Annotated in this window: 25 protein-coding genes; 2 read left to right on the forward strand and 23 right to left on the reverse strand. The window is 71.4% G+C overall.

Annotation, left to right across the window (positions count from 1 at the left end):
• Positions 1-6: 6 nt before the first annotated feature.
• Positions 7-2508 (reverse strand): leucine--tRNA ligase, encoded by a 2502-nt coding sequence (gene leuS / locus LXT23_RS46405; protein ID WP_253986966.1) that lies wholly within the window; start codon positions 2506-2508, stop codon positions 7-9.
• A gap of 413 nt (positions 2509-2921) precedes the next feature.
• Here leuS and LXT23_RS46410 point away from each other — a divergent pair, with 413 nt between their 5' ends.
• Entirely contained in the window at positions 2922-5993 is a 3072-nt protein-coding gene (locus LXT23_RS46410) for a SusC/RagA family TonB-linked outer membrane protein (protein WP_253986967.1), read from the forward strand.
• A gap of 4 nt (positions 5994-5997) precedes the next feature.
• Complete coding sequence (locus LXT23_RS46415) at positions 5998-7377, forward strand: RagB/SusD family nutrient uptake outer membrane protein (RefSeq protein ID WP_253986968.1); 1380 nt, start codon at positions 5998-6000, stop codon at positions 7375-7377.
• 70 nt (positions 7378-7447) lie between these two features.
• Here the strand turns inward: LXT23_RS46415 and LXT23_RS46420 are convergent, their stop codons facing one another.
• The 22 genes from LXT23_RS46420 to fabG all read right to left on the reverse strand — a co-directional run bounded on the left by LXT23_RS46420 (position 7448) and on the right by fabG (position 26831).
• Positions 7448-9181: a putative ABC exporter domain-containing protein gene (locus LXT23_RS46420; protein WP_253986969.1), complete on the reverse strand. Its 1734-nt coding sequence runs from the start codon at positions 9179-9181 to the stop codon at positions 7448-7450.
• Positions 9178-9963, reverse strand: coding sequence for an ABC transporter ATP-binding protein (locus tag LXT23_RS46425; protein WP_253986970.1), 786 nt, complete (start codon positions 9961-9963; stop codon positions 9178-9180). The genes LXT23_RS46420 and LXT23_RS46425 overlap by 4 nt, the downstream gene beginning before the upstream one ends.
• Before the next feature lie 16 nt (positions 9964-9979).
• Entirely contained in the window at positions 9980-10360 is a 381-nt protein-coding gene (locus tag LXT23_RS46430; protein ID WP_253986971.1) for a response regulator, read from the reverse strand.
• A 154-nt stretch (positions 10361-10514) separates the two neighbouring features.
• The gene (locus LXT23_RS46435) at positions 10515-11552 is read right to left on the reverse strand and encodes a protein-glutamate methylesterase/protein-glutamine glutaminase (protein ID WP_253986972.1); all 1038 of its coding nucleotides are present in this window, start codon (positions 11550-11552) and stop codon (positions 10515-10517) included.
• Complete coding sequence (locus LXT23_RS46440; RefSeq protein WP_253986973.1) at positions 11549-12430, reverse strand: CheR family methyltransferase; 882 nt, start codon at positions 12428-12430, stop codon at positions 11549-11551. Before LXT23_RS46440 ends, LXT23_RS46435 begins: the two co-directional genes overlap by 4 nt.
• Before the next feature lie 11 nt (positions 12431-12441).
• Positions 12442-14418: a HEAT repeat domain-containing protein gene (locus tag LXT23_RS46445; RefSeq protein ID WP_253986974.1), complete on the reverse strand. Its 1977-nt coding sequence runs from the start codon at positions 14416-14418 to the stop codon at positions 12442-12444.
• The gene (locus tag LXT23_RS46450; RefSeq protein ID WP_253987032.1) at positions 14415-14810 is read right to left on the reverse strand and encodes a hypothetical protein; all 396 of its coding nucleotides are present in this window, start codon (positions 14808-14810) and stop codon (positions 14415-14417) included. The genes LXT23_RS46445 and LXT23_RS46450 overlap by 4 nt, the downstream gene beginning before the upstream one ends.
• Positions 14811-14812: 2 nt before the next feature.
• Entirely contained in the window at positions 14813-15337 is a 525-nt protein-coding gene (locus LXT23_RS46455) for a chemotaxis protein CheW (protein ID WP_253986975.1), read from the reverse strand.
• Positions 15334-15900: a chemotaxis protein CheW gene (locus LXT23_RS46460; RefSeq protein ID WP_253986976.1), complete on the reverse strand. Its 567-nt coding sequence runs from the start codon at positions 15898-15900 to the stop codon at positions 15334-15336. The genes LXT23_RS46455 and LXT23_RS46460 overlap by 4 nt, the downstream gene beginning before the upstream one ends.
• A 42-nt stretch (positions 15901-15942) precedes the next feature.
• Positions 15943-18321, reverse strand: a complete 2379-nt coding sequence (locus tag LXT23_RS46465; protein ID WP_253986977.1) for a chemotaxis protein CheW — start codon at positions 18319-18321, stop codon at positions 15943-15945.
• Positions 18318-18692, reverse strand: a complete 375-nt coding sequence (locus tag LXT23_RS46470) for a response regulator (RefSeq protein ID WP_253986978.1) — start codon at positions 18690-18692, stop codon at positions 18318-18320. Before LXT23_RS46470 ends, LXT23_RS46465 begins: the two co-directional genes overlap by 4 nt.
• A gap of 55 nt (positions 18693-18747) precedes the next feature.
• The gene (locus LXT23_RS46475) at positions 18748-19239 is read right to left on the reverse strand and encodes a M17 family peptidase N-terminal domain-containing protein (protein WP_253986979.1); all 492 of its coding nucleotides are present in this window, start codon (positions 19237-19239) and stop codon (positions 18748-18750) included.
• 27 nt (positions 19240-19266) lie between these two features.
• Positions 19267-19686 (reverse strand): transcription antitermination factor NusB, encoded by a 420-nt coding sequence (gene nusB, locus LXT23_RS46480; RefSeq protein ID WP_253986980.1) that lies wholly within the window; start codon positions 19684-19686, stop codon positions 19267-19269.
• 2 nt (positions 19687-19688) lie between these two features.
• A complete protein-coding gene (gene ribH / locus LXT23_RS46485; protein WP_253986981.1) occupies positions 19689-20192 on the reverse strand; it encodes a 6,7-dimethyl-8-ribityllumazine synthase in 504 nt (167 codons plus the stop codon).
• A 39-nt stretch (positions 20193-20231) separates the two neighbouring features.
• Positions 20232-20891: a riboflavin synthase gene (locus LXT23_RS46490; protein ID WP_253986982.1), complete on the reverse strand. Its 660-nt coding sequence runs from the start codon at positions 20889-20891 to the stop codon at positions 20232-20234.
• A gap of 48 nt (positions 20892-20939) precedes the next feature.
• On the reverse strand, positions 20940-22103 hold the full coding sequence (gene ribD, locus LXT23_RS46495) for a bifunctional diaminohydroxyphosphoribosylaminopyrimidine deaminase/5-amino-6-(5-phosphoribosylamino)uracil reductase RibD (protein ID WP_253986983.1): 1164 nt from the start codon (positions 22101-22103) through the stop codon (positions 20940-20942).
• Positions 22104-22111: 8 nt separating this feature from the next.
• Positions 22112-22615, reverse strand: coding sequence for a transcriptional regulator NrdR (gene nrdR, locus LXT23_RS46500; RefSeq protein WP_253986984.1), 504 nt, complete (start codon positions 22613-22615; stop codon positions 22112-22114).
• Between the two features lie 22 nt (positions 22616-22637).
• A complete protein-coding gene (locus LXT23_RS46505; protein WP_253986985.1) occupies positions 22638-23894 on the reverse strand; it encodes a serine hydroxymethyltransferase in 1257 nt (418 codons plus the stop codon).
• 38 nt (positions 23895-23932) lie between these two features.
• Positions 23933-24376, reverse strand: coding sequence for a ribose 5-phosphate isomerase B (gene rpiB / locus LXT23_RS46510; protein ID WP_253986986.1), 444 nt, complete (start codon positions 24374-24376; stop codon positions 23933-23935).
• Between the two features lie 21 nt (positions 24377-24397).
• Positions 24398-25651: a beta-ketoacyl-ACP synthase II gene (fabF, locus tag LXT23_RS46515; protein ID WP_253986987.1), complete on the reverse strand. Its 1254-nt coding sequence runs from the start codon at positions 25649-25651 to the stop codon at positions 24398-24400.
• 82 nt (positions 25652-25733) lie between these two features.
• The gene (acpP, locus tag LXT23_RS46520) at positions 25734-25976 is read right to left on the reverse strand and encodes an acyl carrier protein (protein ID WP_164001339.1); all 243 of its coding nucleotides are present in this window, start codon (positions 25974-25976) and stop codon (positions 25734-25736) included.
• 105 nt (positions 25977-26081) lie between these two features.
• The gene (fabG, locus tag LXT23_RS46525) at positions 26082-26831 is read right to left on the reverse strand and encodes a 3-oxoacyl-[acyl-carrier-protein] reductase (RefSeq protein WP_253986988.1); all 750 of its coding nucleotides are present in this window, start codon (positions 26829-26831) and stop codon (positions 26082-26084) included.
• Between the last annotated feature and the right edge of the window lie 3 nt (positions 26832-26834).

A 26834-nucleotide genomic window follows, 5' to 3' on the forward strand; every position in this document is an offset into this window, starting at 1 on the left:
GCTCCTTCAGCCGACGACGAAGTTCACCAGCCGCTTGGGGACGAAGACGAACTTGCGCACCGTCTTCCCCGCCAGGGCCGCCTGCACCTTCTCGTCCGCCTCCGCGGCGGCGCGCACGTCCGCCTCCGCCGCGTCCGCCGCCACGCGGACTTCCGCGCGCAGCTTGCCGTTCACCTGCACGGCGTAGGGAATGACGTCGTCCACCACCAGCGCCGGGTCGAAGTCCGGCCACGGCTCCGAGACAGTGAGCGACTGGCCGCCGTAGGCCTCCGCCAGCTCGTCCGCGATGTGCGGCGCGAAGGGCGTGAGCACCACCGCGAGCAGCCGGACGGCCTCCGCCATGGCCGCCTTCTCCGCGGGCGTCTCCGGGGTGCCCACCGCGTAGAGCGCGTTGACGCACTCCATGATGCCGGCGATGGCGGTGTTGAAGGACAGGCGCTCAATCGCCTCCCCCACCCGCTTCAGGCACTTGTGCGCGGCGCGGCGCGTCTCCAGCGCCTTGCCCTCGTAGGGGCCGGCGTGCGTGGCCCCGGCGACGGCGGCATGGTGCGTGGAGGCCAGCGTCCAGACGCGCTTGAGGAAGCGGAAGACGCCCTCCACCTGGTCGTCGGACCAGTCGAAGTCGCGCTCCGGCGGGCCGGCGAAGAGGACGTACGCGCGCGCGGTGTCCGCGCCGTACTTCTGGACGATGGAGGCGGGCGCCACCACGTTGCCCCAGCGCTTGGACATCTTCCGGCCGTCCGGGCCGTTGACGATGCCCTGCGTAATCAGGCGCGTGACGGGCTCGTCCACCGGGCTCAGGCCGAGCAGCTTCATCACCCGGGTCCAGAACCGGAAGTAGAGCAGGTGCATCACCGCGTGCTCGGGGCCGCCCACGTAGATGTCCACCGGGAGGAAGCGCTGGGCCTCCTTCGGGTCGATGGGCGCGGCGTCGTAGCGCGGCGACAGGTAGCGCGCGAAGTACCAGCAGGAGTCGACGAAGGTGTCCATCGTCTCCGCCTCGCGCCGGGCGGGCCCGCCGCACTTCGGGCAGGTGGTGTTCACCCACGAGGCCACCTTGGCCAGCGGCGGCTCTCCCTTGCCGGTGAGCACCGCCTGGGTGTCGATCTCCGGCAGGCGCACGGGCAGCTGGTCCACCGGTACGGGGATGCCGTGGCGCTGGGGGTCGCACTTCTCGCAGTAGACGATGGGGATGGGCGTGCCCCAGTAGCGCTGGCGGCTGAAGCCCCAGTCCTTCTGGCGGTACGTCACCGTGGCGCGGCCCCGGCCGTCCTTCTCCAGCTTCGCGGCCATGGCGGGCCGCGCGGCCTCGGAGGTCATCCCGGTGTACTCGCCCGAGTCCACCAGCACGCCGTACTCCGTGTACGCCGCCTCCAGCTTCGCGCCCTCGGGGAGCTTGTCGCCCGTGGCCGGCTGGACGACGACCTGGATGGGCAGGGCGTACTTGCGCGCGAAGGCGAAGTCGCGCTCGTCGTGCGCGGGCACGCTCATCACCGCGCCGGTGCCGTAGTCGCTCACCACGAAGTTGGCGATCCAGATGGGCACGGGCTGGCCGGTGAACGGATTCACCGCGTGGGCCCCGGTGAAGACGCCCTCCTTCTCCGCGTCCTCGCCCAGGCGCTCCGTCTTGGACTGGGCGGCCATCCGCTTGGAGAAGGCCTCCACGTCCGCGCGGCGCTCGGGCGTCGTCACCTGGGCCACCAGCTTGTGGTCCGGCGCGAGCACCACGTAGGTGCAGCCGAAAATCGTGTCGATGCGGGTGGTGAACACGCGCAGCGAGGCGTCATGCCCCTGCACGCGGAAGTCGGCCTCGGCACCGTCCGAGCGGCCAATCCAGTTGCGCTGCATGGAGGTGATGCGGTCCGGCCACTCCTTCAGCGTGTCGAGCGACTCCAGCAGGTCCTGTGAATACCGGGTGATGCGGAACGCCCACTCGGGCATCTCCTTGTCCACCACGGGCGAGTCGCAGCGCTCGCAGACGCCGTCCTTCACCTGCTCGTTGGCGATGACGGTGTGGCAGCCGGTGCACCAGTTCACCTTGCTGAAGCGGCGGTAGACGAGCCCGCGCTCCAGCATCTGGATGAAGAACCACTGGTTCCAGCGGTAGTACTCGGGCTTGCTGGTGTTGACCTCGCGGTCCCAGTCGTACGCGTACCCGAGGCTCTTTATCTCCTTCTTGAAGGAGGCGATGTTCTCCTCGGTGCGCACCGCCGGGTGCACGCCGTCCTTGATGGCGGCGTTCTCCGCCGGCAGGCCGAAGGCGTCCCAGCCCATGGGATGCAGCACGTCGAAGCCGCGCATCAGGAAGTAGCGCGCGTACACGTCACCGATGAGGTAGTTGCGCACATGCCCCATGTGCATCTTGCCACTGGGGTACGGCAGCATCTCGAGGACGTACTTCTTGGGGGCGCCGGGGCGCTTGCCTGCCCGGAAGATGCCCGCCTCGTCCCAGCGAGACTGCCATTTGCCTTCAATCGCCTGCGGCTCGTAACGCTCGTTCATCGCCATGTTCGAGGGGTCTCTTAAGGGAGGGCCGGCCTCCGGGGCAACACGTCTTTCCAGCCCCTCCGCCCGCTCCCCCGCTCCAGGGCGTCGGGCGGGCGGGCAGTGCCGGCGAAGCCCACCCAAAGGCGGCGCGCGTGCCGGGGCCGCACCGGCCTTGCGAGACTGCCGCCCCGCCAGGGTGGGCGCGTGACGCGAGCTGCCGTGGCCCCTACCGTGCAGGTGGGTCCACCGGGCCTCGCTGTCACATTCCGAGATGTATCACCGCAGCGGAGAATTCCTGCCTCTCTGCATTGACGGCCAATTTCTTGAATCCAGATATGTCGTTGACTCGGCAGCGTTCACGCGGTGACGATTCAAGTCCACGGCATCCTTAATCAGGGGGGGCCGTTCTTCCAACGCAGCGACGTGAGGACCGAATGACGCTGAGACGGGCGTTGATTCCGGGGTGCGTGATTGCACTCTTCTCCATGGAGACCCTGGCGCAGGACGCGAATAGCGCGCCGCCAGCCTCCGAACCACAGCCTCCCGCGGCCCAGGCACCCGCGACTCCAGCAGCGCCGCCAGCGGAGGCAGCCACTCCGGCCACCCCCGCTCCGGCGGCACAACCCACCGCGGCGGCTCCGGCCACGGGGCGCACCGTCAGGGGCCGGGTCGCCGACCGGCTGACGAACGAGGGCCTGCCCCTCGTGCGCGTCATCATCAAGGGCACCACCCAGGGCGTCGAGACGGAGCTGGACGGCACGTTCTCGCTGCCCAACGTGCCGGCGGGCCCGGTGACGCTGCTGTTCTCCAGCCAGGACTACGGCGAGCGCGAGGTGCGCGTCTCGGCCAACCAGGGCACGGTGGACGTCGGCCTCGACAACATCTTCTCCGAGGAGATGGTCGTCGTGGGCCGCGCGTCTGAAGTCGCGCGTAAGAACCTGGCCAACTCGGTGGCGTCGGTGAACGCCGAGGACCTCAACCGGGCCCCCGCGCAGACGGTGGACCAGGCGCTGTCCGGCAAGGTGGCCGGCGCCAACATCCAGGCCAACGGCGGCGCCCCGGGCGGCGGCATGCAGATGCGGCTGCGCGGCGTGTCCACCATCAACGGCTCCACCCAGCCGCTGTACGTCATCGACGGCGTGCTCGTCAGCGACGTGGCGATTGCCTCCGGCGTGTACGCCATCACCGAGTCCACGGGCGGCTCCAACCCGACGCCCACCCAGGACAACCAGGTCAACCGCATCGCGGACATCAACCCCAACGACATCGAGAGCATCGAGGTCCTCAAGGGCGCGTCCGCCGCCGCCATCTACGGCTCCAAGGCCGCCAACGGCGTGGTCATCATCAACACCAAGCGCGGCCGCGCGGGCGAGCCGAAGGTCGACGTCACCCAGCGCGTCGGCTTCTACTCGCTGGCCAACAAGATTGGCACCCGCCGCTTCGAGACCGTCGAGGAGGCGCAGGAGGCCTTCGGCGCCGTGGCCTCCGAGTACTACGTGCCCGGCCGCACGTATGACCACGAGTCGGCGCTGGCGGGCCGCCGTGACATCTCCACGGAGACGCTGGCCAGCGTGAGCGGCGCCGTCGGGAACACCAAGTACTTCGCCTCGGCGATGGTGAAGAACGACGAAGGCATCATCGCCAACACCGGCTACGAGAAGGAGTCGTTCCGCCTCAACCTGGGGCAGAACCTGGGCGAGGCGGTGGAGCTGAACGTCTCCACCAACCTCATCCACTCGCTGGGCCAGCGCGGCCTCACCAACAACGACAACCAGACCATCACCAACTACATGGTGATGCCGTACGCGCCCGAGTTCCTCTCGCTGGATCCGGACGCGCAGGGCGTGTACCCGCGCAACCCCTTCCTGGGGAACGAGTCCAACCCCCTGCAGACCGCGCGCCTGGTGAAGAACGACGAGGACGTGTGGCGCTTCATCGGCGCGGGTGACGCGACGGTCCACCTGTGGAAGACGGACGCGCAGCACCTGCGCCTGCTCGCCAACGCCGGCGTGGACCGCTTCCAGCAGGAGAACTCCATCTTCTTCCCGCCCGAGCTCAACTTCGAGGGAAGCGACGGCCTGCCGGGCTCGTCCCTGTTCGGTACCAGCCAGGTGCGCAACCTGAACGGTGGCCTGAACCTGGTGCACACCTACCGCCCCGAGTCGAAGTTCCTGTCGGCCACCACCTCCGGCGGTGTCCAGCTCGAGTCGCGCGACATCAACACGGTGTACGTCTCCAGCCAGTACCTCAACGCCGGCATGCAGAACGTGGACTCCGGCACGGTGGTGGACGTGCTGCAGAACCGGCAGCGCATCCTCGACCGCGGCTACTACGTGCAGGAGGAGGTGCTCATGCTGGACGAGCGCCTCACGCTGGTGGGCGCCATCCGTGGCGAGCAGAGCAGCGCCAACGGCAACGAGAACGCGCTGTACTTCTACCCGAAGCTGGCCACCGCCTACCGCATCCCCTCGTTCCACCCGAGCGTGAACGAGTTCAAGGTGCGCCTGGCCTACGGCGAGACGGGCAACCAGCCGCTGTACGGCATGAAGTTCAACAGCATGACGGCCACCGGCAACATCGAGGGCGCGCCGGGTCTGGTGGGCAGCGGCATCGCCGGTGACCCGAACATCAAGCCCGAGCGGCAGCGTGAAATCGAGGCCGGTGTCGACGCGCTCTTCTTCGGCGGCGACCTGGTGGCGGAGCTGACCGTGTACCAGCGCACCATCAGCGACCTGCTGCTGTCGCGCGCGCTGGCGCCCTCCACGGGCTTCACCACGCAGTTCTTCAACGGCGGCTCGCTGCGCAACCGCGGCGTGGAGGCCATGGTGCAGGTGACGCCCATTCGCGGCGCCTTCGAGTGGACGAGCTCGGCGACGTTCGCGCTCAACCGCAGCCAGGTGACGGACCTGCCGGTGCCCGCGTTCCTCACGGGCGGCTTCGGCACCGGCCTGGGCGCCTTCCGCATCGAGCAGGGCGCGTCCGCCACGCAGATTGTCGGCAACGTGGTGGACGAGAACGGCAACACCCAGGTGCGCAAGATTGGCGACACCGAGCCGGACTTCCGGATGGGCTTCTCCAACACCCTGCGCTACCAGGACTTCAGCCTGTCCTTCCTGTTCGACTGGCAGCAGGGCAGCGACATCCTCAACCTCACCCGCCTGCTCTATGACGGCGCGGGCACGTCTCCGGACTTCGAGACGGCCGGCCGCCAGCGCCTGATTGACCGGCGCCGCAACGCGGGCGTCTACATCGAGGACGCCACCTTCGTGAAGCTGCGCGAGGTGACGTTCATGTACAACCTGCCCAAGCAGTGGGTGTCGGCGATTCCGAAGGTGCAGTCGGCCCGGCTGAGCATCAGCGGCCGCAACCTGCTCACCTTCTCGAGCTACTCGGGGCTGGACCCGGAGGTCAGCAACTTCGGCAACCAGGCCATCGCTCGCAACATCGACGTCGCCCCCTTCCCCCCCAGCCGCAGCTTCTGGACGTCGCTCGACGTCGGGTTCTAAGGCCATGACCATCCATCAGACGAAGAAGGCATTCCTGGCGCTCGGCGCCGCGCTGACCCTCGGAGGGTGCGGGAGCCTGGACATCCCCGACCTGGACAACCCGAGCCTGGACGATTTCCGCGACAACCCGTCGCCCTCGGCCGTGTACAGCGCGGCCACGGGCCTGCTGATGGGCCAGCGCGTGGGCCTGGCGGCCCAGAACGGCTACATCGCCGAGCTGGGCGTCATCGGCCGTGAGGCGTTCATCTTCGACGGCGCCGAGCCGCGCCTCGTCGAGGAGCTGCTGGGGCCCACGCTGGACCCGGGCGGTCCGGCCTTCGGCGGCAACTTCTGGGCGGCCCCCTACGCCAACATCCGCAACGCCAACACGCTGCTGGAGGCGCTGGAGAAGGTGCCGGGCGTCTCGGACGAGCGGAAGGAGGGCATCCGCGGCTTCACGAAGACGATGCAGGCGCTGGACTTCCTGGTCGTCATCAACACGCGGGACACGAATGGCGCGCCCATCGACGTGGGCCGGCCCCTGGGCAGCGCGCTGCCGCCCATCGAGGACAAGCAGCGGGTGCTGGCGCACATCGCCACGCTGCTCGACGAGGCCGCGGGACACCTGGCAGCCGCGGGGGGGCAGTTTCCCTTCGCGCTGAGCTCCGGCTTCCGAGGCGATGACCCGAACTCCACCACGGACGACTTCAACGAGCCGGCGACGTTCCTGACGTTCAACCGCGCGGTGAGGGCACGGGTGGCCGTGTACCAGAAGGACTACGGCACGGCGCTGACCGCGCTGAGCCAGTCGTTCCTCAACCCCAGCCGTCCGCTGAGCCGGGGCGTGTACCACGTGTTCTCCACCGACTCGGGAGACCTGGACAACAACCTCAACAGCCGCAACATCTTCGCGCACCCGTCCATCGTCACGGATGCCGACAAGAAGGCGGACGGCTCGGTGGATGCGCGCGTGGCGAGGAAGACGCGGGTCCTGCCACCCGCCAATTCCGGCACCGCGGCGGATGGACGGCTGGCCTCGAACCTGCGCGTCACGCTGTACCCCGACGGCAACGCCAACGTGCCCATCATCCGCAACGAGGAGCTCATCCTCCTGCGGGCGGAGGCCAACATCGGCCTGGGCAACTTCGGCCCGGCCGCGGATGACATCAACTTCATCCGCACCACGTCCGGTGAGCTGCCTGCCCGGACGGACCTGGCGGAGGCCAACATCCTGGACGAGCTGCTCAAGCAGAAGCGCTACTCGCTCTTCATGGAGGGTGGCCACCGGTGGATCGACCTGCGCCGGTACGACAAGCTGGACACGCTCCCCCGTGAGCTGGACCCCAGCTTCGCGCCGCACGCGCGCTTCCCCATCCCCGCCCAGGAGATGGACGCGCGTCAGTAGTCCGCTGCACTGACCGCCGAGCTCCAGGCGCACGGATTCCGCGTGCGCCTGGAGCGAGCCGTCCCCCGCCCTACTCCGGTCGGTCCTCGGACACGTCCAGGCCCTCGAAGGCGCGGCCCAGGGCCACCACGCCCAGCCACACCTCCCCCACCAGCACGGCCGCGGCGGCCACGCCTGCCACGGGCAGCACCCACGGCCCCAGCACGGACGCCAGCGGCAACCCCACCAGCAGCGCCACCACCGCCGCCGGCAGCAGCCCCAGCAGCGTCACCACCATCGTCCCCACCAGCGCCAGGAGCCGCTGGCCCATGGCCTCGAGGCCCCGGGGCCGCTCACCGAGCTCCGCGGGCGGCACCCAGGCCGGGAAGAGCACCACGGCCGCGTTCTGCACGAACAGGCCCGCCAGCGCCACCGCGGGCAGGAACACCGCCAGCGCCACGCCGCCCGGCCACCACCACTCCCCCAGCCGCGCTTCTTCCTCCCCGGGCCCCAGCACCAGCGCCACGCCCAGCAGCAGGAGCTGGAGGAAGGCCACCGACAGCGCGGACGCGGCCAGCTCCGCGCCCACCACCTGCCGGCCCGTCAGCGGCATCGCGCGCAGCAGGTCCAGCTTCGGCAGGTCCATCCGCAGGTCCACGCGGAAGGCGCTCGGGCCCATCACCGTCATCACCACCGCCAGCGTCAGCGCCAGGGGCCCCACCACCCGCCGGGTGTCCGTGAACAGGCGCGCATCGCCCAGCAGCGCCGCGATGGCGCCCCCCAGCACGACGAACACCACGAACATCGCCACCCCGCCCCCCATCCGCCTGCGCGCGATGAGGTTCTTCCAGACGAGCGCCACCTCCGGCCGCCCGCGCGCCAGCAGCCGGAACGGCGGCCTGCGCAGCGTGAGCTTCCCCACCCGGGCCAGCTGCCCCGAGCCGCGCAGCGCCCGCGCCCGCGAGTGCGCCTCTGCCCGCACCACCGCCGTCTCCTCGAAGGGCACCTCCGCCAGCAGCACCCAGCCGTAGTGCGCGGCCAGCAGCCCCAGCACCGGCGGCAGCGCGCGCAGGAAGGCGCCCACGTCCCGGGCCAGCGCGGGCGCCACCAGCACCTGCCCGGGCCACAGCACCGCCGCCAGGCCCGGTGAGTCCAGCACCGCGCGCAGCCACGTCCGCAGCTCACGCGACGAGGAGAGGTCGTCCGGCATGGGGTGCGCCCGCAGCGCGGCCAGCCCCGCGAGCACCACCGCGGCGAGCACCAGCGCCACGGCGCCCCAGCGCACCGCCACGCCCCAGCGGCCCCGCGCGGCCAGCCGCGTGCGCATGAAGGACGCCGCCGTCGAGTGCAGGTACAGCGTCCCCAGCCCCAGGCTGCTGCCCAGGAAGAACAGCACCGGCGCGGCGCTCACCACCCGGCCGACGAACAGCGTGGCGAACAGCGCGCCCACCACCGTCCCCAGCAGCCCGCGCACCAGCTTGTAGTGCAGCAGCGCGCGCCGGGGGATGGGCGCGGGGAAGAGCTGCACCACCTCGGTCTCCGTGAAGGACAGCGACGGCCTGTCGCGCCCCAGCGCCCACGCGGCGAACACCGTCCCCAGCGCGGAGACGACCAGCGACAGCTCGGTGAACAGCCGCGCGCCCGGCGACGCCCCGCCGCCCACTCCCCGGAAGCTCAGGCCCCGCGAGAAGACGTAGGCCACGTAGGCCAGGCCCACCAAGGCCCCCAGCAGGTAGCGCGGCCGCTTCAGCCGCCGCACCTGCCGCAGCACGCGGTTGCGCCAGGAGGCCCGCCAGAGGAAGAGGACGGCGCCCGGGAAGCTCACGGAGCGCGTGTTCCCGTCCCGCTCGCGGGCAGGGCGACGTCCGCGTCCGCCGCGCTGGTGATGCGCACGAAGAGCTCCTCCAGCGACGCGCTCCCCGCGTCCGGCCCGCTGAGCCGGGAGCGGATGTCCGCCAGCGTGCCCAGCGCCACGGCCCGCCCGCCGGCAATCACCAGCAGGCGGTGGCACAGCTCCTCCACCAGCGGCAGCAGGTGCGAGGACAGCACCAGCGCGGCGCCCTCCTCCGCCCGCCGCCGCAGCGACGCCTTCATCCGGCGGATGCCGATGGGGTCCAGGCCCGTGAGCGGCTCGTCCAGCAGGATGAGCTTCGGCGAGTGCAGGAAGCCGCAGGCGATGGACAGCTTCTGCTTCATGCCCCGCGACAGCTCGCCAGGCAGCGCCTTCTCCTTGCCTGACAGCTCCATCTCCTCCAGCAGCGCCCGGCCCCGGGCCTCCCAGTCCTCCACGCCGTAGAGCCGCGCGGTGAAGTTCAGGTGCTCCCACACCGTGAGGTAGTCGAAGAAGCGCGGCTCGTCCGGGAGGAAGGCCAGCGCGCGCTTCGCCTCCACCGGCGTGCGCCCCAGGTCGTGTCCCGCCACCACCACCCGGCCGGAGCCCGGCGGAAGGATGCCCGCCAGGCACCTCAGCGTGGACGTCTTCCCCGCGCCATTGGGCCCCACCAGCCCGAGCACCTCGCCGGGCGCCACCTCGAAGGTGAGCCCCTGCACGGCCTTCACGTCTCCGTACGCCTTCTCCAGGCCCTCCACCCGCAGGACGGAATCCATTCGCGCGCGTCCGCCCTCAGTCCAGCTTCAGCAGGTCACGCACCGTGTCCATCACCACGCGGGCCTGCACGGGCTTCACGAGGTACGCGCTGGCGCCCAGCCGCATCGCCCGCTCGCGGTCCGCCGCCGCGCCCTCCGTGGTGATGACGACGATGGGCACGTTGCGGTGGTCCGTCGCCTGGCGGATGTGGCTGATGAGCTTCAGCCCGTCCATCAGCGGCATGTTGATGTCCGTCAGCACCAGGTCGAAGCGCCCCTGCGTCAGCTTCTTCAGCCCCTCGGCCCCATCCTGCGCCTCGGTGCAGACCACGCCGTCCAGGCGCTGCAGGGCATACATGATGCTCCGCCGCATCGCCTGCGAGTCGTCCACCACCAGTGCTCGGATCTGCTGCGCCATGTCCGGCTCAGCCTAACACCCGGGACAAGCGGTGGATCCACCTGCCCCGCGAGGCCATGTCCGGCACCAACAGGCCCGGCACCGGGCGCTGTCCGGCAAAGACACTCCGCGTACGGGGCTTCCGGACAGAGCGCTGAAGCCGGACTGTCCCTGACTACCGCCGCCGCTTCGCCACGGCGGCCAGCGCGGGGCCGATGTCGCCCAGCCGCAGCACGCGCTTCACCGCCCCGGTGGCGATGGCCTCTCCGGGCATGCCGAACACGACGGCCGTCTCCTCCGACTCGGCCCAGACCTCGCCGCCCGCGCGGTGCACCTCGCGGGCGCCCTCCGCGCCGTCCGCGCCCATGCCCGTCAGCACGACGGCCAGCGACTTGGAGCCCAGCACCTGCGCCACGCTGGTGAAGAGCCGGTCCACGCTGGGCGCGTACTTGTCCAGCGGCGTGGGCGGCGGCGTGTGCAGCTCCAGCCGCGTCCCGCGCTCGGCCACCACCATGTGACGCCCGCCCGGGGCGATGTACACGTGCCCCGGCTGCACCACGTCCCCGTCACACGCCTCCGTCACCGTGAAGGGGCCGATGCGGTCCAACCGCTCCGCGAAGGCGCGGGTGAACTGCGAGGGCATGTGCTGGCTCACCAGCACGCACGGCGTCGGCTCCGCGGCCAGCCCCTCCAGCAGTCGCTGGACAGCGGGAGGCCCGCCCGTGGACGCGCCCACCGCCACCACCAGCGGCAGCTCGCCCGCCACCGCCATGGCCCGCGCGCCCGGCGCCGCGTGCCGCTGTCCGGGACGGACGTGCCGGGCCGCGCGCACCTTGTCGAGCAGCTCGCCGCGCAGCCCGTCCAGCGCCTCCTGCGTGCCCCGGGGCGGCTTGGCGATGAAGTCGAAGGCCCCCAGCTCCAGCGCCTTGAACACGTCCGACTTGTGCGCGTAGCTGGAGATGACGATGACGGGCGTGGGCAGCGTGCGCATCAGCAGCCGCAAGAATGTGTAGCCCCCCAGCTTCGGCATCTCCAAGTCCAACGTCACCACGTCCGGCTTCAGCTCCAGGACCTTCTTCAGCCCCTCCTCGCCGTCCGCCGCGCGGTCCAGCACGCGCACGTCCGGCGCGGACTCCAGCAGCGTGGAGAGGGTGCGGCGGTTGTGCGCCGAGTCGTCGATGACGAGCACGGAGATGGAGTCCTGCGCGCTCATCGGCCCTCCCCTCCCGTCAACCCCGGCAGCTCCGGCCGGCGGTACACCAGGTCTCCGCGCAGGTGCACCAGCTCGAAGTCCGCGCCCAGGTTGAGGAGGTTCTCCGAGTGGCCCAGCAACAGATACCCCCCTGGAACGAGCCGGTCCCTGACGATGCGCAGCACCCGGCGGCGCGCCGCCTGGTCGAAGTAGATCATCACGTTGCGGCAGAAGACGGCGTCCATGCGCGGCACCAGCTGGCTGCCCGTCTCGTCCAGCAGGTTGTGGTGGCCGAAGGACACCCAGGAGCGCACCTCGTCGCGTACGCGCACGCGGTTGTTGCCCGCCGGCACGAAGAAGCGCTCCAGCAGGTCCGCCGACGTGGCGCGCAGCGCGGACGGGCCGTACTCCGCGCGCCGCGCCAGCGCCAGCACGCGCCGCGAGATGTCCGTGCCGTACACCTCCACGTCCCAGTCGTCGAAGCGGTGGCTGTCCTTGAGGAGCATGGCCAGCGTGTAGGCCTCCTCGCCGGAGGAACAGCCCGCCGACCACAGCCGCAGCCGCTTCAGGCGCCCGTTGCGCTTCTCCAGCACCGGCAGCAGCTCGTCGCAGAAGGCCTTGAGCTGCGAGGGCTCGCGGAAGAAGTACGTCTCGTGCGTGGTGAGCGACTCGACGGCCGCTTCCAGCTCGGCGTGCCGCTGCGGGTCGTAGCGCAGGTAGCGGTGGTACGCGCCGAAGTCCGCCAGGCCCAGCGCCTCCAGCCGCGGCCACAGCCGGCGCTCCATCACGAACTTCATGTCCTCGTGCACCAGGATACCGCAGTGCGAATACACGTGGTCCCGCAGGAGGCGGAACTCCTCCACCGTCATCTCCGGGCGACTGTCGTCGAAGCGTGACACGCGGTTCCCCCTCAGCGCCTGGACAGGCGCTCCACCGCGTCGGACAGGGTCTGCCGCGCCAGGGCGTCCGGCTCCGCCTCCAGCGCCTGGCGGGCGGCGCCCAGGCACTCCGGCCCGCCCGAATCCCCCAGCACCCGCGCCGCCGCCGCGCGCACGTCCCAGCGCGCATGGCCCAGCAGCGCCAGCGCCAGCGCCACGCCCTCCTCGGACACCGCTCCCGCGGACAGGGCCGCCTTCACCACCTCCGCGTCGGGATGGCCCGCCGCCTCCCGCAACACGTGGGGGCTCGCCGCCCCCAGCCGCGCCAGCGCGCGCACCGCCGCCACCGCCAGCGCGCCGTCCGGGTGCCGCACCAGCGTTTCCAGCTCCGTCGCCCGCTCCACCGCGCCGCACTCGCCCACCGCCTGCACCGCGGCCAGCCGCACGGACACGTCCTCGTCATGCAGCGCGGGCAGCAGCAGCGCCCCCGCCTCCGGGCCGCCCAGCCGTCCCATGGCGCGCGCGCCCGCGGCCCGCACCGGCACCGCCTCGTCCGCCAGCGCCGCGCGCGACAGCTCCCGGCCCACCGCGCCGTCCACCTCTCCCGCGGCCTCCACCGCCGCCGCGCGCCAGGGGGGCTCCACGTCCCGGGCCAGCCGCCGCAGCGCGGGCAGCGCGGGCGCGCCGCCCACGCGGGCCAGCGCCGCCACCGCCGCCGGAGTCGCCCGATTCTCCACCGCCTCCTCCAGCGCCGCCAGCACGGCGGGCCGCGCGCTGCCCGCGAGCACGCCCAGCGCCCGGGTCGCCACGCCCGCCAGGGCCGGGTCCACCAGCAGGTCCACCAGCGGGGGCACGGCCTCCGGAGAGCGCGTGCGGCCCAGCGCGCGCACCACGCCGGCGCGCAGGTCCTCCTCCGCCCACTCCAGCAGCGCGCACAGCGCCGTCACCGACGACGGGTCCACCAGGTCCACCAGCGCCTCGACGGCGGCCGCCCGCGCCGGCAGGGACAAGTCCGGCATCCGGGCCAGCAGCGCGCGCCCGCCCTCCGGCCCCAGCCGGCACAGCGTGTTCAGCACCTCGCGCAGCAGCCGGTCCTCGCGCGCCGCCTCCGCCACCGGCACCGCGAGCGACGCCTCGCCCAGCGCCGCCACCGCCACCAGGGCGCCCGCGCGCACCGTGACGTCGTCGGCCTCCAGCGCCTGGGCCAGCCGCTCCGCCGCGTCCGGCAGCCGCCGCAGCGCCGCGCGCACCACCGCCTCGATTTCACCGCGCCGCACCGGCTCCGCCAGCGCCGTCTGCGTCCCCAGTCCGCCCAGGGCCGCCTCGCGCACCGAGCGCAGCGGTGACGCCAGGCCCTGGCAGATGCGCTCGGTGGCCGCCACCTGGGGCACCAGCCCCAGCACGCGAAAGGCACTGCGCTGCAGCCGCATGTCCCCCAGCAGCGCCACCACGACGGACAGCGGCGGCGGGCACCGCAGCAGCGCCAGCCCCTCCAGCGCGGACAGCCTCAGCAGGGGCTCCGGGTCCTCCAGCAGCGCTTCCAGCGCGCGGGCCGCGTGCTCGCCGCCCACCCGTCCCAGCGCCTCGGAGACGGCCACCCGCACGTTGAGGTCGGCGTCCTCCAGCGCTTGAACCAGGGGCAGCTCCGCGGTGCGCTGCCCGAGCTGCCCGAGGATGTCCGCCGCGAACTTGCGCTGATCCGGGTCCGGGTGCGCCAGCAGCCGCACCAGCGGCCCCAGGGACGCACCGCCCAGGCCCGCCAGCGCCTCCGCCGCCGCGTTGCGCGCGCCCGTCTCGCCCCGCTCTCCCAGCACGCAGATGAGGCGCTCGGCCACCTCGCGCGGCGACGGCAGCCGCTTGAGGGCCTCGGCCGCGATGTGGCGCACGCGCCAGCTCTCGTCGTGGAGGCCGAGCACCAGCACCTCCAACGCCCCCGGCATCCGGGGGTCCAGCTCGTGGAGCGCCCGGTACCGCTCCTCCTCCGCCGGGAACTCGGGCAGGTGGTTCATTCGAAGACCTGGTCGGACCCCTGTTGCATGTAGAACCAGAGGGCGTAGATGCCCACCGCCGTGCCCAGGGGGGCGCTCGGCAGGGAGATGATGCCCAGCACCAGCGCCGCCATCCTCGCCCACCGCCGGCGCTTCAGCAGGCCGACGCCGGTGATGATGCCCGGCAGCCCCACCAGCAGGAGGCACCCGCCCATGCCGAGGGTGCCGACGAGCATCACCGTGCGCGACTCCTGAGGCATGTCCGGCCCCCCCAGGGTGCTGGCGAAGAGCATGACGCCCACCACCGCCACCGCGGCCAGCAGCGTCAGGGCGTTCATCACGATGAAGAGGATGCCGAGGATGCGGCGGTGCCCTTCCAGTCCCTGCGTCTCCATCCGTGACACCCCTTCCATGCTCACTCCGGCTTCCTCGAGGACTCGCGCTCCAGCTCCGCGCGCAGCAGGGCCTTGAGGTCCAGCAGCAACCTCAGGCGCTCCGGCGGCCCGCACACGCCCACCACGAAGGGCGAGCGCCCCGCCACCACCAGCGCGGGCGCGGGCTTGATGTCCCCGCGGCGCACCCGCATCACCTCCGCCACCCGGTCCACGCGCACCGCCACGCGCCGCGTCCCCAGCCGGCACACCAGCAGCCGCGCCTTGGGCGACTCCGGCGTCGGCTGGCCCAGGAGCCGGCTGCGCAGGTCCACCACCGGCAGGATGGTGCCTCGCAGGTGCAGCACCCCCTCCACGAAGGAAGGAGCATGGGGGATGGGGGTGACACGCTGGGGCGGGAGGATTTCCTCCACGCGCATGATGTCCAGCACGTACTCCTCGCGGCCCACGAAGAAGGCGCACAGCTGCACCACCGTGTCCGCCTCGGAGGTGGGCGCGTCCAGCACCGCGCGCGGCCGGCGCGCCAGGAGGTTGACGGAGTCCTTCATGACGAGAGCGCCTGCTCCGGGTCCAGGAGGATGTAGAGCGTCGCGCCCCGCCGGCCGATGCCCACCACGCAGTCGCGCTCCCCGGTGCGCAGCCCCGGCGGCGCCGCCTCCAGCATGGAGGGCTTCAGCTTCACCACGCCGGTGACGCCGTCCACCCACACCCCGGCCGGGCCGGACTCCGTGCGCAGCACCAGGATGCGCGCCTCGCGCGGGGGCTGGAGTGCCTCGGGCCCGGCCACCACCGGCGCCCGGTCCGCCAGCCGCAGCCGCATCTTGATGTCGTAGGCGGGCAGCAGCTCGCCCCGCAGGTTCATCACGCCCAGCAGGTGGGGCTCCGCCCGCGGAATCTCCGTCAGCGGCGGCACCTTGGAGATTTCGCGCACGACGCGGATGGGCACCGCGTAGCACTCGCCCTCCAGGCGGAAGGCCAGGTACTCCTCCGGCACCTCCTCGGGCGCGGAGCCCTGGGCCCCGTCGCTCCCGGAAGCAAAGTCCTGCAGGCCGGCGACATCCTCGTCCGGGCGGTAGAAGAAGTCGTCGAGCAGCTCAGCGAACCTGGACACGGCCACCAAGAATAGCACCGGACGGCCCTACCGCGCCGCGAGTCACGCCCGACGCCGCTCCAGGGCCATGCCCTCCTCCAGCAGCGCCGCCACGTCCAGCACCAGCACCGTGCGCCGGTTGCCCAGGTCCGTGGCGCCGGAGATGCCCCGGACGGACTGGAGCCGGCCTCCCAGGGGCTTGGTGACGATGTCCTGCTGGCCGTGCAGCTCGTCCACGGCGATGCCCAGCCGCTCCTGCGCCAGCCCCACCACCACCACGAAGTGCCGGCTCACCGGCCGCTCCGGCAGCGCGAACATCCTCGCCAGCCGCACGAAGGGCAGCGTCTGCCCGCGCAGGTCCAGCACCTCGCGGCGCTCCACCGTGCGGATTTCCCTGGGCTGCACGGAGAGGATTTCCAGCACGCTGTTGAGCGGCACCGCGTAGGTGCGCCCGCTCACCCCGACGACGAGCGCGCGGATGATGGCCAGGGTGACGGGCAGCGTGAGGTGGAAGGCGGTGCCCTTCCCGCGCTCGCTCCACACGTCGATGATGCCGGACAGGTTGCCCAGGTTGTTCTTCACCACGTCCAGGCCCACGCCGCGCCCGGACAGCTCGGACACGCTGCGCGCGGTGGAGAAGCCGGGCAGGAAGATGAGGTTGAGCAGCTCGCGCCGGCTCATCTCCGCCGCCTGGGAGAAGGTGATGAGGCCCCGGGTGAGGGCCACCTCGCGCACGCGCAGCTCGTCGATGCCGGCCCCGTCGTCGCTCACCTCGATGACGACGTGGTTGCCCTTCTGCTCGGCGCGCAGCGACACCACCGCGCGCCGGGACTTGCCCGCCGCCAGCCGCGCCTCGGGCGACTCCACGCCATGGTCGATGGCGTTGCGGATGAGGTGCATCAGCGGGTCGCTCAGCTCCTCGACGATGAGCTTGTCCAGCTCCACCTCGCCGCCGCTGATGACGAACTCGATTTCCTTGCCCGCCTCGCGGGTGATGCGGCGCACCAGCCGGGCCAGCTTGTCGAACACCTGGCCGACGGGCACCATCCGCGCTTCCAGCAGGCCCTCCTGGAGCGCCTCCAGCTTGCGCTCCAGGCCCCGCGTCTCGCGCGCCAGCTCCTGACCGAACAACTTGGACAGCGCCACCGTGCCGTCCTGCCGCGCGGACTCCGCCAGGCGCTGGAGGTTGGCCTTGATGAGCAGCAGCTCGCCCACCATGTTGATGAGGCCGTCCAGCCGGCCGATGTCCACGCGCACCGTCTGCGTCAGCGAGCGCAGCGACGTGTCCGCCTCCATGCGCCCGGCCGCGGGCGTGACGGCCTTCTGCGCGCCCGGAGCCTCCGTCACCACGGCCCGGACCCGCTGCGCCACGGAGGGCCCCTGCACGAGGGCCACCGGCGGCGCCGGGGGCGTGCCGGCGTCGTAGGGCTGGAGGGACGAAGCCGGCACCAGCGCGTCTTCCGAGCCTGAGCCCAAGCCCGAGCCCGAGTCCGAGTCCGGAGCAGCGATGTCCCCGGCGCGCGTCAGGGAGGGCAGCAGCGGCTGGGCCCCGGGCCCCGGCGCGGCCCTGGCGCCCTTCTTCTTGCCGCCCCGCTTCGCCGGAGCCGCGGGCACCACCTCGGCGGGCGCCACCCGGGTGAGCGTGGACTGGGAGGTGGAGGACGGGCCGCCGGTGGAGGCCTGGGGCGCCGCGGGGCGCACCACCAGCTGGGACAGCTCCGCGGGCGTGCCCTGGAGCCCGGCCTCGAGCTGCGCGCTGGCCGCCTGCGCGCCGAAGATGAGGTCGAAGGCGATGCCGTGCGTCCCACCGGGCCGCGCGGAGGGCAGCGTGCTGATGACCTCGCCCAGCGGCTTGAGGCGCGCGTTGAGGTCCGCCAGCCCCTTGTCGAAGTCGGACAAGTCGAACGCCGCGCGCACGCGCCACAGGGACACGCCGCGCCGCACGTTCTCCCGCAGCCGGTGCTCCTCGTACTCGGTGAAGACGGAGCGCACGTGCGCGTCCAGCTCCAGCCTGTCCAGCGGGTCCTCGTCCGACACGGCCGGAGGAGAGCCCAGCCGCTCCAGCCGCGTGGACATGTCCTCCACGCGCCGGGTGAGCGGCTCGGACTCCGCGCCCCGCGCCGCCTCCGCCAGCAGCGCCTGGAAGGCGTCGAGCACTTCAATCAGCGCGTCCAGCACCGTGTCGTCCAGCCGCAGCTTCCCCAGCCGCAGCCTGTCGAGCAGGTCCTCGGTGCCGTGCGCCAGGCGGGAGATGCGCTCCTGGCCGAACAGGCCGGACAGCCCCTTGAGCGAGTGCGCGGCGCGGAAGATGCCGTTGACCAGCTCCGGGTCCGCCTCCTGGCCGCGCCGCTCGTCCAGGACGAGCAGGTCCTTGCCCAGGGCGTCGAGGATTTCCGTCGCCTCGGCCACGAACTCGGCCAGGGCCTTGCTCCCGGGGTTCACGGCAGCTTCAGGTACCGGCGCAGGAGCCCTTCCAGGCTCCCGGGCAGGAACGGCTTGACCAGGTACTCCGTCGCGCCCAGCGCCATCCCCCGCTCGCGGTCCTGCTCGCGCCCCTCGGTGGTGATGATGAAGAGCGGCACGTCCCGGTAGTTGGGGTTTTTCTTGACGAAGTTGATGAGCTCCAGCCCGTTGATGTCCGGCATGTTGATGTCGGTGATGATGAGCTCGAACCGGTGGCGCGGCAGCAGCTTCAGCGCCTCGAAGCCGCTCGAGGTCACCACCGCCTCGATGCCCTCCACGGCCTCTACCATCGCCGCGATGTACTCGCGCGACGCTTTCGAGTCCTCGACAATCAACACCTTCACACGCATGTGCGCTCGCCCCGGGCGGTGCATCCTAACAGAACACCCGCCCGGCCGCCGGGCGTCACCCCTTGCGGCCTGGCAGCAGCCGGACGAGCCCCTTGTCCGCGAGGACCGCTACCCGTGCGCCCTTGAACGCCGGCAGGAAGCCCTTCTGGAAGGCCTCGGCCCGCGCCGCGTCCTCCGTCCGGCCGCCTCCGGGCACCTCCAGGGCCACCGAGTCCACCTTCGCCCGGCTCAGCACCCGGCCCGCGTTGGCCAGGGCCTCGCCCAGGGCGCCAGCGTCCAGCTTCTGACGGGAGCCCAGCCCCACCACGAAGATGCGCGGCACAGGCAGCTTCCCGTCGGACGGCAGCAGGAGCCAGTCGTCCTTGGCGCCGGTGAAGAAGCCATTCTTGAGCACCCGGGACAGCGCGCCGCACAGGCGCCAGTCCACGTAGCCCGCGGAGGACGGCAGGGGCCGGTCATCCTCGCTCACGAAGAGGCAGAGGGCATCTACCCCGCCGAGCGCGTCCAGCCCGTCCAACCCGATGTCGTGCGTCGTCGTCTGGCTCACGGCGCGTCCCTCCCCCGCGTCAGGGGCTCACTGCTTGTTGAGCGCGACGGCGACCCGGTCCAGCAGGCCGTTCACGAAGGCGCTGGACTCCTCGGTCCCGAAGTTCTTCCCCAGCTCCACCGCCTCGTTGATGGACACCTTGCGGGGGATGTCGGGGCGGTACTTCAGTTCGAAGATGCCCAGGCGCAGCACGTTGCGGTCGATGCGGGACATGCGGTCCAGCCGCCAGTTGTGGCTGTGCCGCTCAATCAGCTCGTCGATTTCGTCGCGGTGGGCCTGCACGCCCTCCACCAGCTCGCGGGCGAACTTCACCGCGTCCGGGTCTCTCTTGGCCTCCTCGGAGGCCGTCCACGCGGACTCCAGGGCCTCGGCCACCGTCGCCTGCGACATGTCCAGCTGGTAGAGCGCCTGCAGTGCCCGCTCGCGTCCCGTTCTCCGCGCGCCCATGGCTACCCCTTCCTTCCTTCGGTCGCCGCCAGCTTCGCGTACAGGTTGACCATCTCGATGCAGGCCAGCGTGGCCTCCGCGCCCTTGTTGCCCGCCTTCACGCCCGCCCGGTCGATGGCCTGCTCCACGGTGTCGCACGTCAGCACACCGAAGGTGACGGCCGTGGCCGGCGAGGCCGCCGCCGCGGTGAAGGCCACCGAGCCGATGCCCTTGGCGCACTCGCCCGCGACGTAGTCGAAGTGGGGGGTGCCGCCCCGGATGACGGCGCCCAGGGTGATGACGCCCGCGTACTGGCGGGACTCCGTGATGCGGCGGACCAGGCCGGGCAGCTCGTAGGTGCCGGGGCAGCGGTACACGTCGATGTCCGCGTCCGCGACGCCATGGCGCACCAGGGTGTCCACGGCGCCCTTGGCCAGCTCCTCGGTGATGAAGCCGTTGAAGCGGGCCACGCAGATGGCGAAGCGCCCCTTGGGGGGAAGGAAGTCACCGTCGAAATAGCGAGGCATGCGGCGCTTCCTACACCACCCGGGCCCCGGCGTCGCCTGCTACGGCGTGCCGAACCCCGCCGCCCGGACGGCCGCCGCCGTCAGCCCGCCGCCCCCGGGTGCCCCCTGCCCCCGCTGGAGCGCGAACAGCCGGGCCACGTACTTCCCAATCTGGTCCGCCTCCAGGTTGACCCGGGCCCCTACCGGCTTGCCCCGCAGGGTGGTGCGCTCCTGCGTCTCCGGGATGAGCTGCACTGCGAAGCGGTCCTCCCCCACCGTGTTCACCGTGAGGCTGATGCCGTCGATGGCCACCGAGCCCTTCTCGATGAAGTAGGGAGCCAGCTCCCCGGGCAGCCGGAAGACCATCACCCAGGAGCCGCCCTCGGGGTACGTCTCCAGCACCTGGCTCACGGCGTCCACGTGGCCGGAGACCAGGTGCCCGCCCAGCCGGTCGCCCAGCGCCAGGGCGCGCTCCAGGTTCACCCGGTCGCCCGGCCGCACGGCGCCCAGGGTGGTGCGCCGCAGCGTCTCCGGCGCGGCCTGGACCTTGAAGGTGTCCCCCGAGCGCTCCACCACCGTGAGGCACGCGCCGTCCACGGCGATGGACTCGCCCAGGTCGAACCTCTCCGCGCCCAGCGTCGTGCGAATCCAGAGGTCCGTCATGCCGCCGGGGATGACGCGCTCCACCCTGCCCAGGTCCTGGATGAGTCCGGTGAACATGGGGCGCCTTATAACCGGCGCCGGGGCGGGTTGCCCGCGCCGGGAGTCCTACAGCAGCGCCTGGAGCAGCACGTCGTCGCCGTACCGCTCGAAGGTGAGGTCGCTCACGGCCACGGCCTGGGCCATCTCCTTCACGCCCAGATCGCCCGCCCACGACAGGCCGGGGCTGCCAATCAGCTTGGGCGCGAGGAACAGCGCCAGCGCGTCCGCGTGGTGCCCGCGCAGGAAGGAGCCGTACAGCTCCGCCCCGCCCTCCACCAGCACGTGGTTGAGGCCGCCCTTGGCGATGCGGCGCAGCAGGGCCTTCAGGTCCACCCGGCCCGCCTTCTGGCGCACCTGCCACACCTCCACGCCCTGGGCGAGGAAGCGCCGCGCCTTGCGGCCCTCCGGGTCCTCCAGCGTGGCGATGACGGTGCGCGCGGGGCTGCGCTGGGTGAAGACGGTGTAGCCCGGGGACAGGCGCAGGTGGCTGTCCACCACCACGCGCAGCGGGTCCTTGCCCCCGCCGCCCGGCAGCCGGGTGGTGAGCTTCGGGTCGTCCTTGCGCACCGTGTTGGCGCCCACCAGGATGACGTCCACCGAGTCGCGCAGCCGGTGCACCCACGCGCGCGCCTTCTCGCCCGTCACCCAGCGCGAGTCGCCGGTGGCCGTAGCCAGCTTCCCGTCCAGCGTCACCGCCGCCTTCAGCGTCACCCACGGCAGGCCCGTGCGCATCACCTTGAAGAAGGGCCGGTTGAGCTTGTCGGCCTCTTCCTGGAGCACGCCCGTGAGCACCTGCACCCCGGCGCGCCGCAGCCGCGCCACGCCCTTGCCGCTCACCTGGGGGTTGGGGTCCGCCGACGCGCAGATGACCCGGCGCACCCCGGCCTCGATGATGGCCAGGCTGCACGGGGGCGTGCGCCCGTAGTGGTCGCACGGCTCCAGCGTGGTGTAGAGGTCCGCGCCCTTCGCCTTCGAGCCCGCGGCCTCCAGCGCCACCACCTCGGCGTGCGCGGTGCCCGCCTTCTTGTGGTAGCCGCGGGCGATGATGCGCCCGCCCTTCACCAGCACCGCGCCCACCACGGGATTCGGGCTGGTGCGGCCCAGGCCCTTGGCGGCCTCCTCCAGCGCGATGCGCATGAAGAACTCGGCCACCGCGCGGTCGAAGTCCGCCGCCCGCTTCGCCCGGGGCGCCCGCGTTGCCTCCATCCGTGCCCGCGTGAGCAGCCGCATACGCCCTCTCACCCGCCCTTGCCGGGCGGAATCGGAGGCTTCGCCTTGCGCTCGCGCTCCTCGGCCTCGAGCAAGTCCTTCAGCTCGTGCATGAACTCCGCGATGTCACGGAAGCTCCGGTACACGGAGGCAAAGCGCACATACGCCACTTCATCCAGCTGCTGCAGCCGGCGCATGACCTCCTCGCCGATGACGGACGAGGGGACCTCCTTCTCGCCCATGCCCTGCAGCAGCCTTTCAATGGCCACCACCGTCTCTTCCAGCTGGTCGGCGGAGACCGGCCGCTTCTCACACGCCTTCTTCAGGCCGCTGACAATCTTCTCCCGGTCGAACGCCTCGCGCCGCCCGTCCTTCTTCACGATGAGCGGGTAGAGCTCCTCCACCCGCTCGTACGTGGTGAAGCGGCGCTTGCAGGCCAGGCACTCGCGGCGACGGCGGATGACCGAGCCCTCGTGCGACTCGCGAGAGTCGATGACCTTGTTCTCGGCGTCCTGGCAGAAGGGGCAGCGCATGGGGGCGGTGGAGGCGCTCCCGTTACTTCAGCCGCGAGGCATACAGCGGGAAGCCCTGCGACAGCTCCTTCACCTTGCCCCGGATGCGGGCCAGGGCCGCGTCGTCCTGCGCGGCGTCCAGCGCCTCGCCGATGAGCTGCCCCACCACCGCCATCTCCGCCTCGCGCATGCCACGCGTCGTAATCGCCGGCGTGCCCACCCGGACGCCGGACGTCGTCATCGGCTTCTCCGGGTCGAACGGAATCATGTTCTTGTTCACGGTGATGCCGGCCTTGCCAAGGACCTCCTCGGCCACCTTGCCGGTGAGCTTCTTGGGGCGCAGGTCCACCAGCATCAGGTGGTTGTCGGTGCCGCCGGACGTCAGCCGCAGGCCCGCGCGCAGCAGCGCCTCCGCCAGCGCCTTCGCGTTGGCGACAATCTGCCGCTGGTACGTCTTGAACTCGGGCGACAGCGCTTCCTTGAAGGCCACCGCCTTGCCGGCGATGACGTGCATCAGCGGGCCGCCCTGGATGCCGGGGAAGATCTGGCTGTTGATGCTCTTGGCGTACGCCTCGCGGCTGAGCACCAGGCCGCCGCGCGGGCCGCGCAGCGTCTTGTGGGTGGTGCTGGTGACGATGTCCGCGAAGGGCACCGGCGACGGGTGCACGCCCGCGGCCACCAGGCCGGCGATGTGCGCCATGTCCACCAGCATCGCCGCGCCCACGCCGTCCGCAATCTCGCGGAACTTCGCGAAGTCGAGCGTACGCGGGTACGCGCTGGCGCCCACCACGATGACCTTGGGCTTGTGCTCCTTGGCCAGCGCCTCCACCTGGGCGAAGTCGATGGTCTCCGTCTCGCGCGTCAGGCCGTAGTGGACGACCTTGTAGAGCTTGCCGGAGAAGTTGAACGCCGCGCCGTGCGTGAGGTGGCCGCCGGAGTTCAAGTCGAGCGACAGCATGGTGTCGCCCGGCTTCATCAGCGCCATGAAGGCGCCCATGTTGGCCTGGCTGCCCGAGTGCGCCTGCACGTTGACGGAGTCCGCGCCGAACAGCTCCTTCGCACGGGCAATGGCCAGGTTCTCCGCGATGTCCACCACCTCGCAGCCGCCGTAGTAGCGCTTGCCGGGGTAGCCCTCCGCGTACTTGTTGGTGAGCACCGAGCCCACCGCCTCCAGCACCGCCGGAGAGACGAAGTTCTCCGAGGCGATGAGCTCCAGCCCCTCCTCCTGGCGCCGGGTCTCCTCGTGGAGGACCCGGGCAATCTCGGGGTCCACGTCGGTCAGCGTGCGGGTGTTCTCCATGGCGGATTCCCTCGACGACAACGGGTACGGCGGGGCCGCTAGCCCTGGGACTCGGCCTCGCGGATCTTCTGGACGCGCCGCTCGTGGCGGCCGCCCTCGAAGGGGGTGCTGAGGAACGCCTCGAGGATGGCGCGGCCCACGCCGGCCCCCACCACGCGCTGGCCCAGGCACAGCACGTTGGCGTCGTTGTGAGCGCGGGCCATGCGGGCCTCGAACTCGGTGGTGCACAGGGCCGCGCGCACGCCCCGGTGCTTGTTGGCGACGATGCTCATGCCGATGCCCGTGCCACACACCAGCACGCCCAGCGCGTACTCCCCGGCCGCCACCGCCCGGGCCACCCGGGTGGCGAAGTCCGGGTAGTCCACCGAGTCGCGGGTGACGGGGCCCACGTCGTCATGGGCCACGCCCCGCTCCTTCAGCGAAGCCACCAGCTCCTGCCGGAGCTCCAGGCCCGCGTGGTCGGAAGCGATGAGGACTTTCACGCGGGGCTCTCCTGGGGCCGGCTAGAACCGCTTGAACAGCAGCACCGCGTTGGTGCCACCGAAGCCGAACGAATTGCTCATCACCGCGTCCACCTTCGCCTCGCGCGCCGTGTTCGGCACGTAGTCCAGGTCACAGTCCGGGTCCGGCGTCACCTGGTTGATGGTGGGCGGCAGGATGTTGCGCGACAGCACCAGCGCGCTGACCACGGCCTCCGCGCCACCCGCCGCGCCGAGCATGTGGCCCGTCATGGACTTGGTGGAGGACACCGCCAGCTTGCGCGCGTGGTCGCCGAACACCGCCTTGATGGCCTTGGTCTCGTTCGCGTCGTTGAACGGGGTGGAGGTGCCGTGGGCGTTGATGTAGCCCACCTGGTCCGGCGTCATGCCCGCCGACTGGAGCGCCAGCCGCATGCAGCGCGCCGCACCCTCGCCCTCGGGGGCCGGCTGCGTCACGTGGTACGCGTCCGAGTTCGCCCCGTAGCCCACCAGCTCCGCGAGGATCTTGGCGCCGCGCTTCTTCGCGTGCTCCAGCTCCTCCAGGACGAGCATGCCCGCGCCCTCGCCCATGACGAAGCCGTCACGGTCCTTGTCGAAGGGCCGGCTGGCGCCCGCCGGGTCGTCGTTGCGCGTGGACAGCGCCTTCATCACCGAGAAGCCACCCAGCCCCAGCGGGGTGATGGCCGCCTCGGCGCCGCCGGCGATGGCCGCGTCCGTCTCACCCAGCTTGATGGACTTGTAGGCCTCGCCAATGGCGTGGGCGCTGGTGGCGCACGCGGACACCGGGGCCCAGTTGGGACCCTTGCAGTTGTACCGCATGGAGATGAGGCCGGGCGCCATGTTGACGATCATCTGGATGATGAAGAAGGGCGACAGCCGGTCGAACCCCTTCTCCAGCCCCTTGCGGTGCTGCTCCTCGAGCGAGGAGATGCCGCCGATGCCCGAGCCGACGATGACTCCGACCTTCTCCGGGGCGTAGCCGTGAGGCTGGTCCGGACCGATGGGGATGCCCGACTCCTTGACGGCCATGTCCGCGGCGGCCATGGCGTACTGGGCATAGAGGTCCATCCGGCGCACCTCGCGCCTGTCGATGAACGTCTCCGGCTCGAAGTCCTTCACCTCGCCGGCGATTCGCGCGTCGATCTTCAACGGGTCGAAGCGCGTGACCAGGGCAATACCCGACTTGCCGGCGAGCATCGCCTGCCAGTTCTTCTCGGTTCCTGTGCCCAGTGCCGAGATGAGCCCGGTACCGGTGATGACGACTCGACGGTGTGACACGGTCCTCTCCGGTGGCGAGTGGGACACCGGGGACGCCACCTTCGTGGCGTCTCCCCGCACCCCGGCACGCCCTGGGGATGCCTTACTTCTTGTGGGTGTTGATGTAGTTGATGGCGTCGCCGACGGTCTTGATGTTCTCGGCCTCCTCGTCGGGGATTTCGACCTCGAACTCCTCCTCCATCGCCATCACGAGCTCCACGATGTCGAGGCTGTCCGCGCCAAGGTCCTCGATGAAGGACGACTCGGGCTTGATCTCGTCCTCTCCCACCCCGAGCTGGTCGGCGATGATGTTCTTGACCTTGGTCTCAATGGCTGACGTCGACATATGTGTAGAACCCTCCAGGAACCAGATAGGGGCCCGGAGGCTTCCCGGACCCTGATCGAAAGCCGGCGCGGTATATCCCACGCCCGGCGGCAATCCAACCTTGGGTTACATGTACATGCCGCCGTTGACCTTCAGGACCTCGCCGGTGATGTAGGACGCCCCGTCTCCCGCCAGGAAGAGGACGGCGCTGGCCACCTCCTCCGGGTTGCCCAGGCGCCCCAGGGGGATGCCCTCCAGCATCTTCTGGCGCAGTTCGTCATTCAGGTGGGACGTCATGTCCGTCCCGATGAAGCCCGGGGAGACGGCGTTCACCCGGATGTTCCGGCTCGACAGCTCCCGGGACACGGACTTGGTCAGGCCGATGAGCCCCGCCTTGGAGGCCGAGTAGGCCGCCTGGCCACCATTGCCCATCTCCCCCACGACGGAGGTGATGTTGATGATGGCCCCGCCCCGCTGCTTCATCATGGGGCGGCTGGCGGCGCGGATGAGGGCGAAGGCGCCCTTGAGGTTGGTGTCCAGCTGCCGGTCCCAGTCCTCGTCCTTCACCCGCATCACGAGCCCGTCCACGGCCACGCCCGCGTTGTTGACGAGCACGTCCAGCCGGCCGTGCGCCTTGACGACGCCGTCGATGGCGCTGGCGCAGGCGGCGGTGTCGGCCACGTCGAACTTCACGGCCTCCGCCCTGGCGCCCGCGGCCTGGATGAGGCCCAACGTCTCCTGGGCCGCCGCCTCGTTGCCCGCGTAGCTGATGACCACGGTGGAGGCGCCCGCCTTCGCGAAGGCCACCGCGCACGCCCGGCCGATGCCGCGCGAGCCGCCCGTCACCAGCACGACCTTGTCCTTGAACCCGCTCATGCG

This window comes from Pyxidicoccus xibeiensis (genome assembly GCF_024198175.1).
GTDB lineage: Bacteria > Myxococcota > Myxococcia > Myxococcales > Myxococcaceae > Myxococcus > Myxococcus xibeiensis.

What these genes read in the sequence shown, in the direction of transcription:
- LXT23_RS46435 (WP_253986972.1), bottom strand. Translation starts at nt 11,552, where the DNA reads ATGAGCGCGCAGGACTCCATCTCCGTGCTCGTCATCGACGACTCGGCG.
- nusB (WP_253986980.1), bottom strand. Translation starts at nt 19,686, where the DNA reads ATGGGCGCGCGGAGAACGGGACGCGAGCGGGCACTGCAGGCGCTCTAC.
- LXT23_RS46450 (WP_253987032.1), bottom strand. Translation starts at nt 14,810, where the DNA reads ATGGAAGGGGTGTCACGGATGGAGACGCAGGGACTGGAAGGGCACCGC.
- acpP (WP_164001339.1), bottom strand. Translation starts at nt 25,976, where the DNA reads ATGTCGACGTCAGCCATTGAGACCAAGGTCAAGAACATCATCGCCGAC.
- nrdR (WP_253986984.1), bottom strand. Translation starts at nt 22,615, where the DNA reads ATGCGCTGCCCCTTCTGCCAGGACGCCGAGAACAAGGTCATCGACTCT.
- LXT23_RS46505 (WP_253986985.1), bottom strand. Translation starts at nt 23,894, where the DNA reads ATGGAGAACACCCGCACGCTGACCGACGTGGACCCCGAGATTGCCCGG.
- LXT23_RS46490 (WP_253986982.1), bottom strand. Translation starts at nt 20,891, where the DNA reads ATGTTCACCGGACTCATCCAGGACCTGGGCAGGGTGGAGCGCGTCATC.
- ribD (WP_253986983.1), bottom strand. Translation starts at nt 22,103, where the DNA reads ATGCGGCTGCTCACGCGGGCACGGATGGAGGCAACGCGGGCGCCCCGG.
- LXT23_RS46470 (WP_253986978.1), bottom strand. Translation starts at nt 18,692, where the DNA reads ATGCGTGTGAAGGTGTTGATTGTCGAGGACTCGAAAGCGTCGCGCGAG.
- ribH (WP_253986981.1), bottom strand. Translation starts at nt 20,192, where the DNA reads ATGCCTCGCTATTTCGACGGTGACTTCCTTCCCCCCAAGGGGCGCTTC.
- LXT23_RS46410 (WP_253986967.1), top strand. Translation starts at nt 2,922, where the DNA reads ATGACGCTGAGACGGGCGTTGATTCCGGGGTGCGTGATTGCACTCTTC.
- LXT23_RS46445 (WP_253986974.1), bottom strand. Translation starts at nt 14,418, where the DNA reads ATGAACCACCTGCCCGAGTTCCCGGCGGAGGAGGAGCGGTACCGGGCG.
- LXT23_RS46455 (WP_253986975.1), bottom strand. Translation starts at nt 15,337, where the DNA reads ATGAAGGACTCCGTCAACCTCCTGGCGCGCCGGCCGCGCGCGGTGCTG.
- LXT23_RS46430 (WP_253986971.1), bottom strand. Translation starts at nt 10,360, where the DNA reads ATGGCGCAGCAGATCCGAGCACTGGTGGTGGACGACTCGCAGGCGATG.
- leuS (WP_253986966.1), bottom strand. Translation starts at nt 2,508, where the DNA reads ATGGCGATGAACGAGCGTTACGAGCCGCAGGCGATTGAAGGCAAATGG.
- LXT23_RS46425 (WP_253986970.1), bottom strand. Translation starts at nt 9,963, where the DNA reads ATGGATTCCGTCCTGCGGGTGGAGGGCCTGGAGAAGGCGTACGGAGAC.
- LXT23_RS46415 (WP_253986968.1), top strand. Translation starts at nt 5,998, where the DNA reads ATGACCATCCATCAGACGAAGAAGGCATTCCTGGCGCTCGGCGCCGCG.
- fabG (WP_253986988.1), bottom strand. Translation starts at nt 26,831, where the DNA reads ATGAGCGGGTTCAAGGACAAGGTCGTGCTGGTGACGGGCGGCTCGCGC.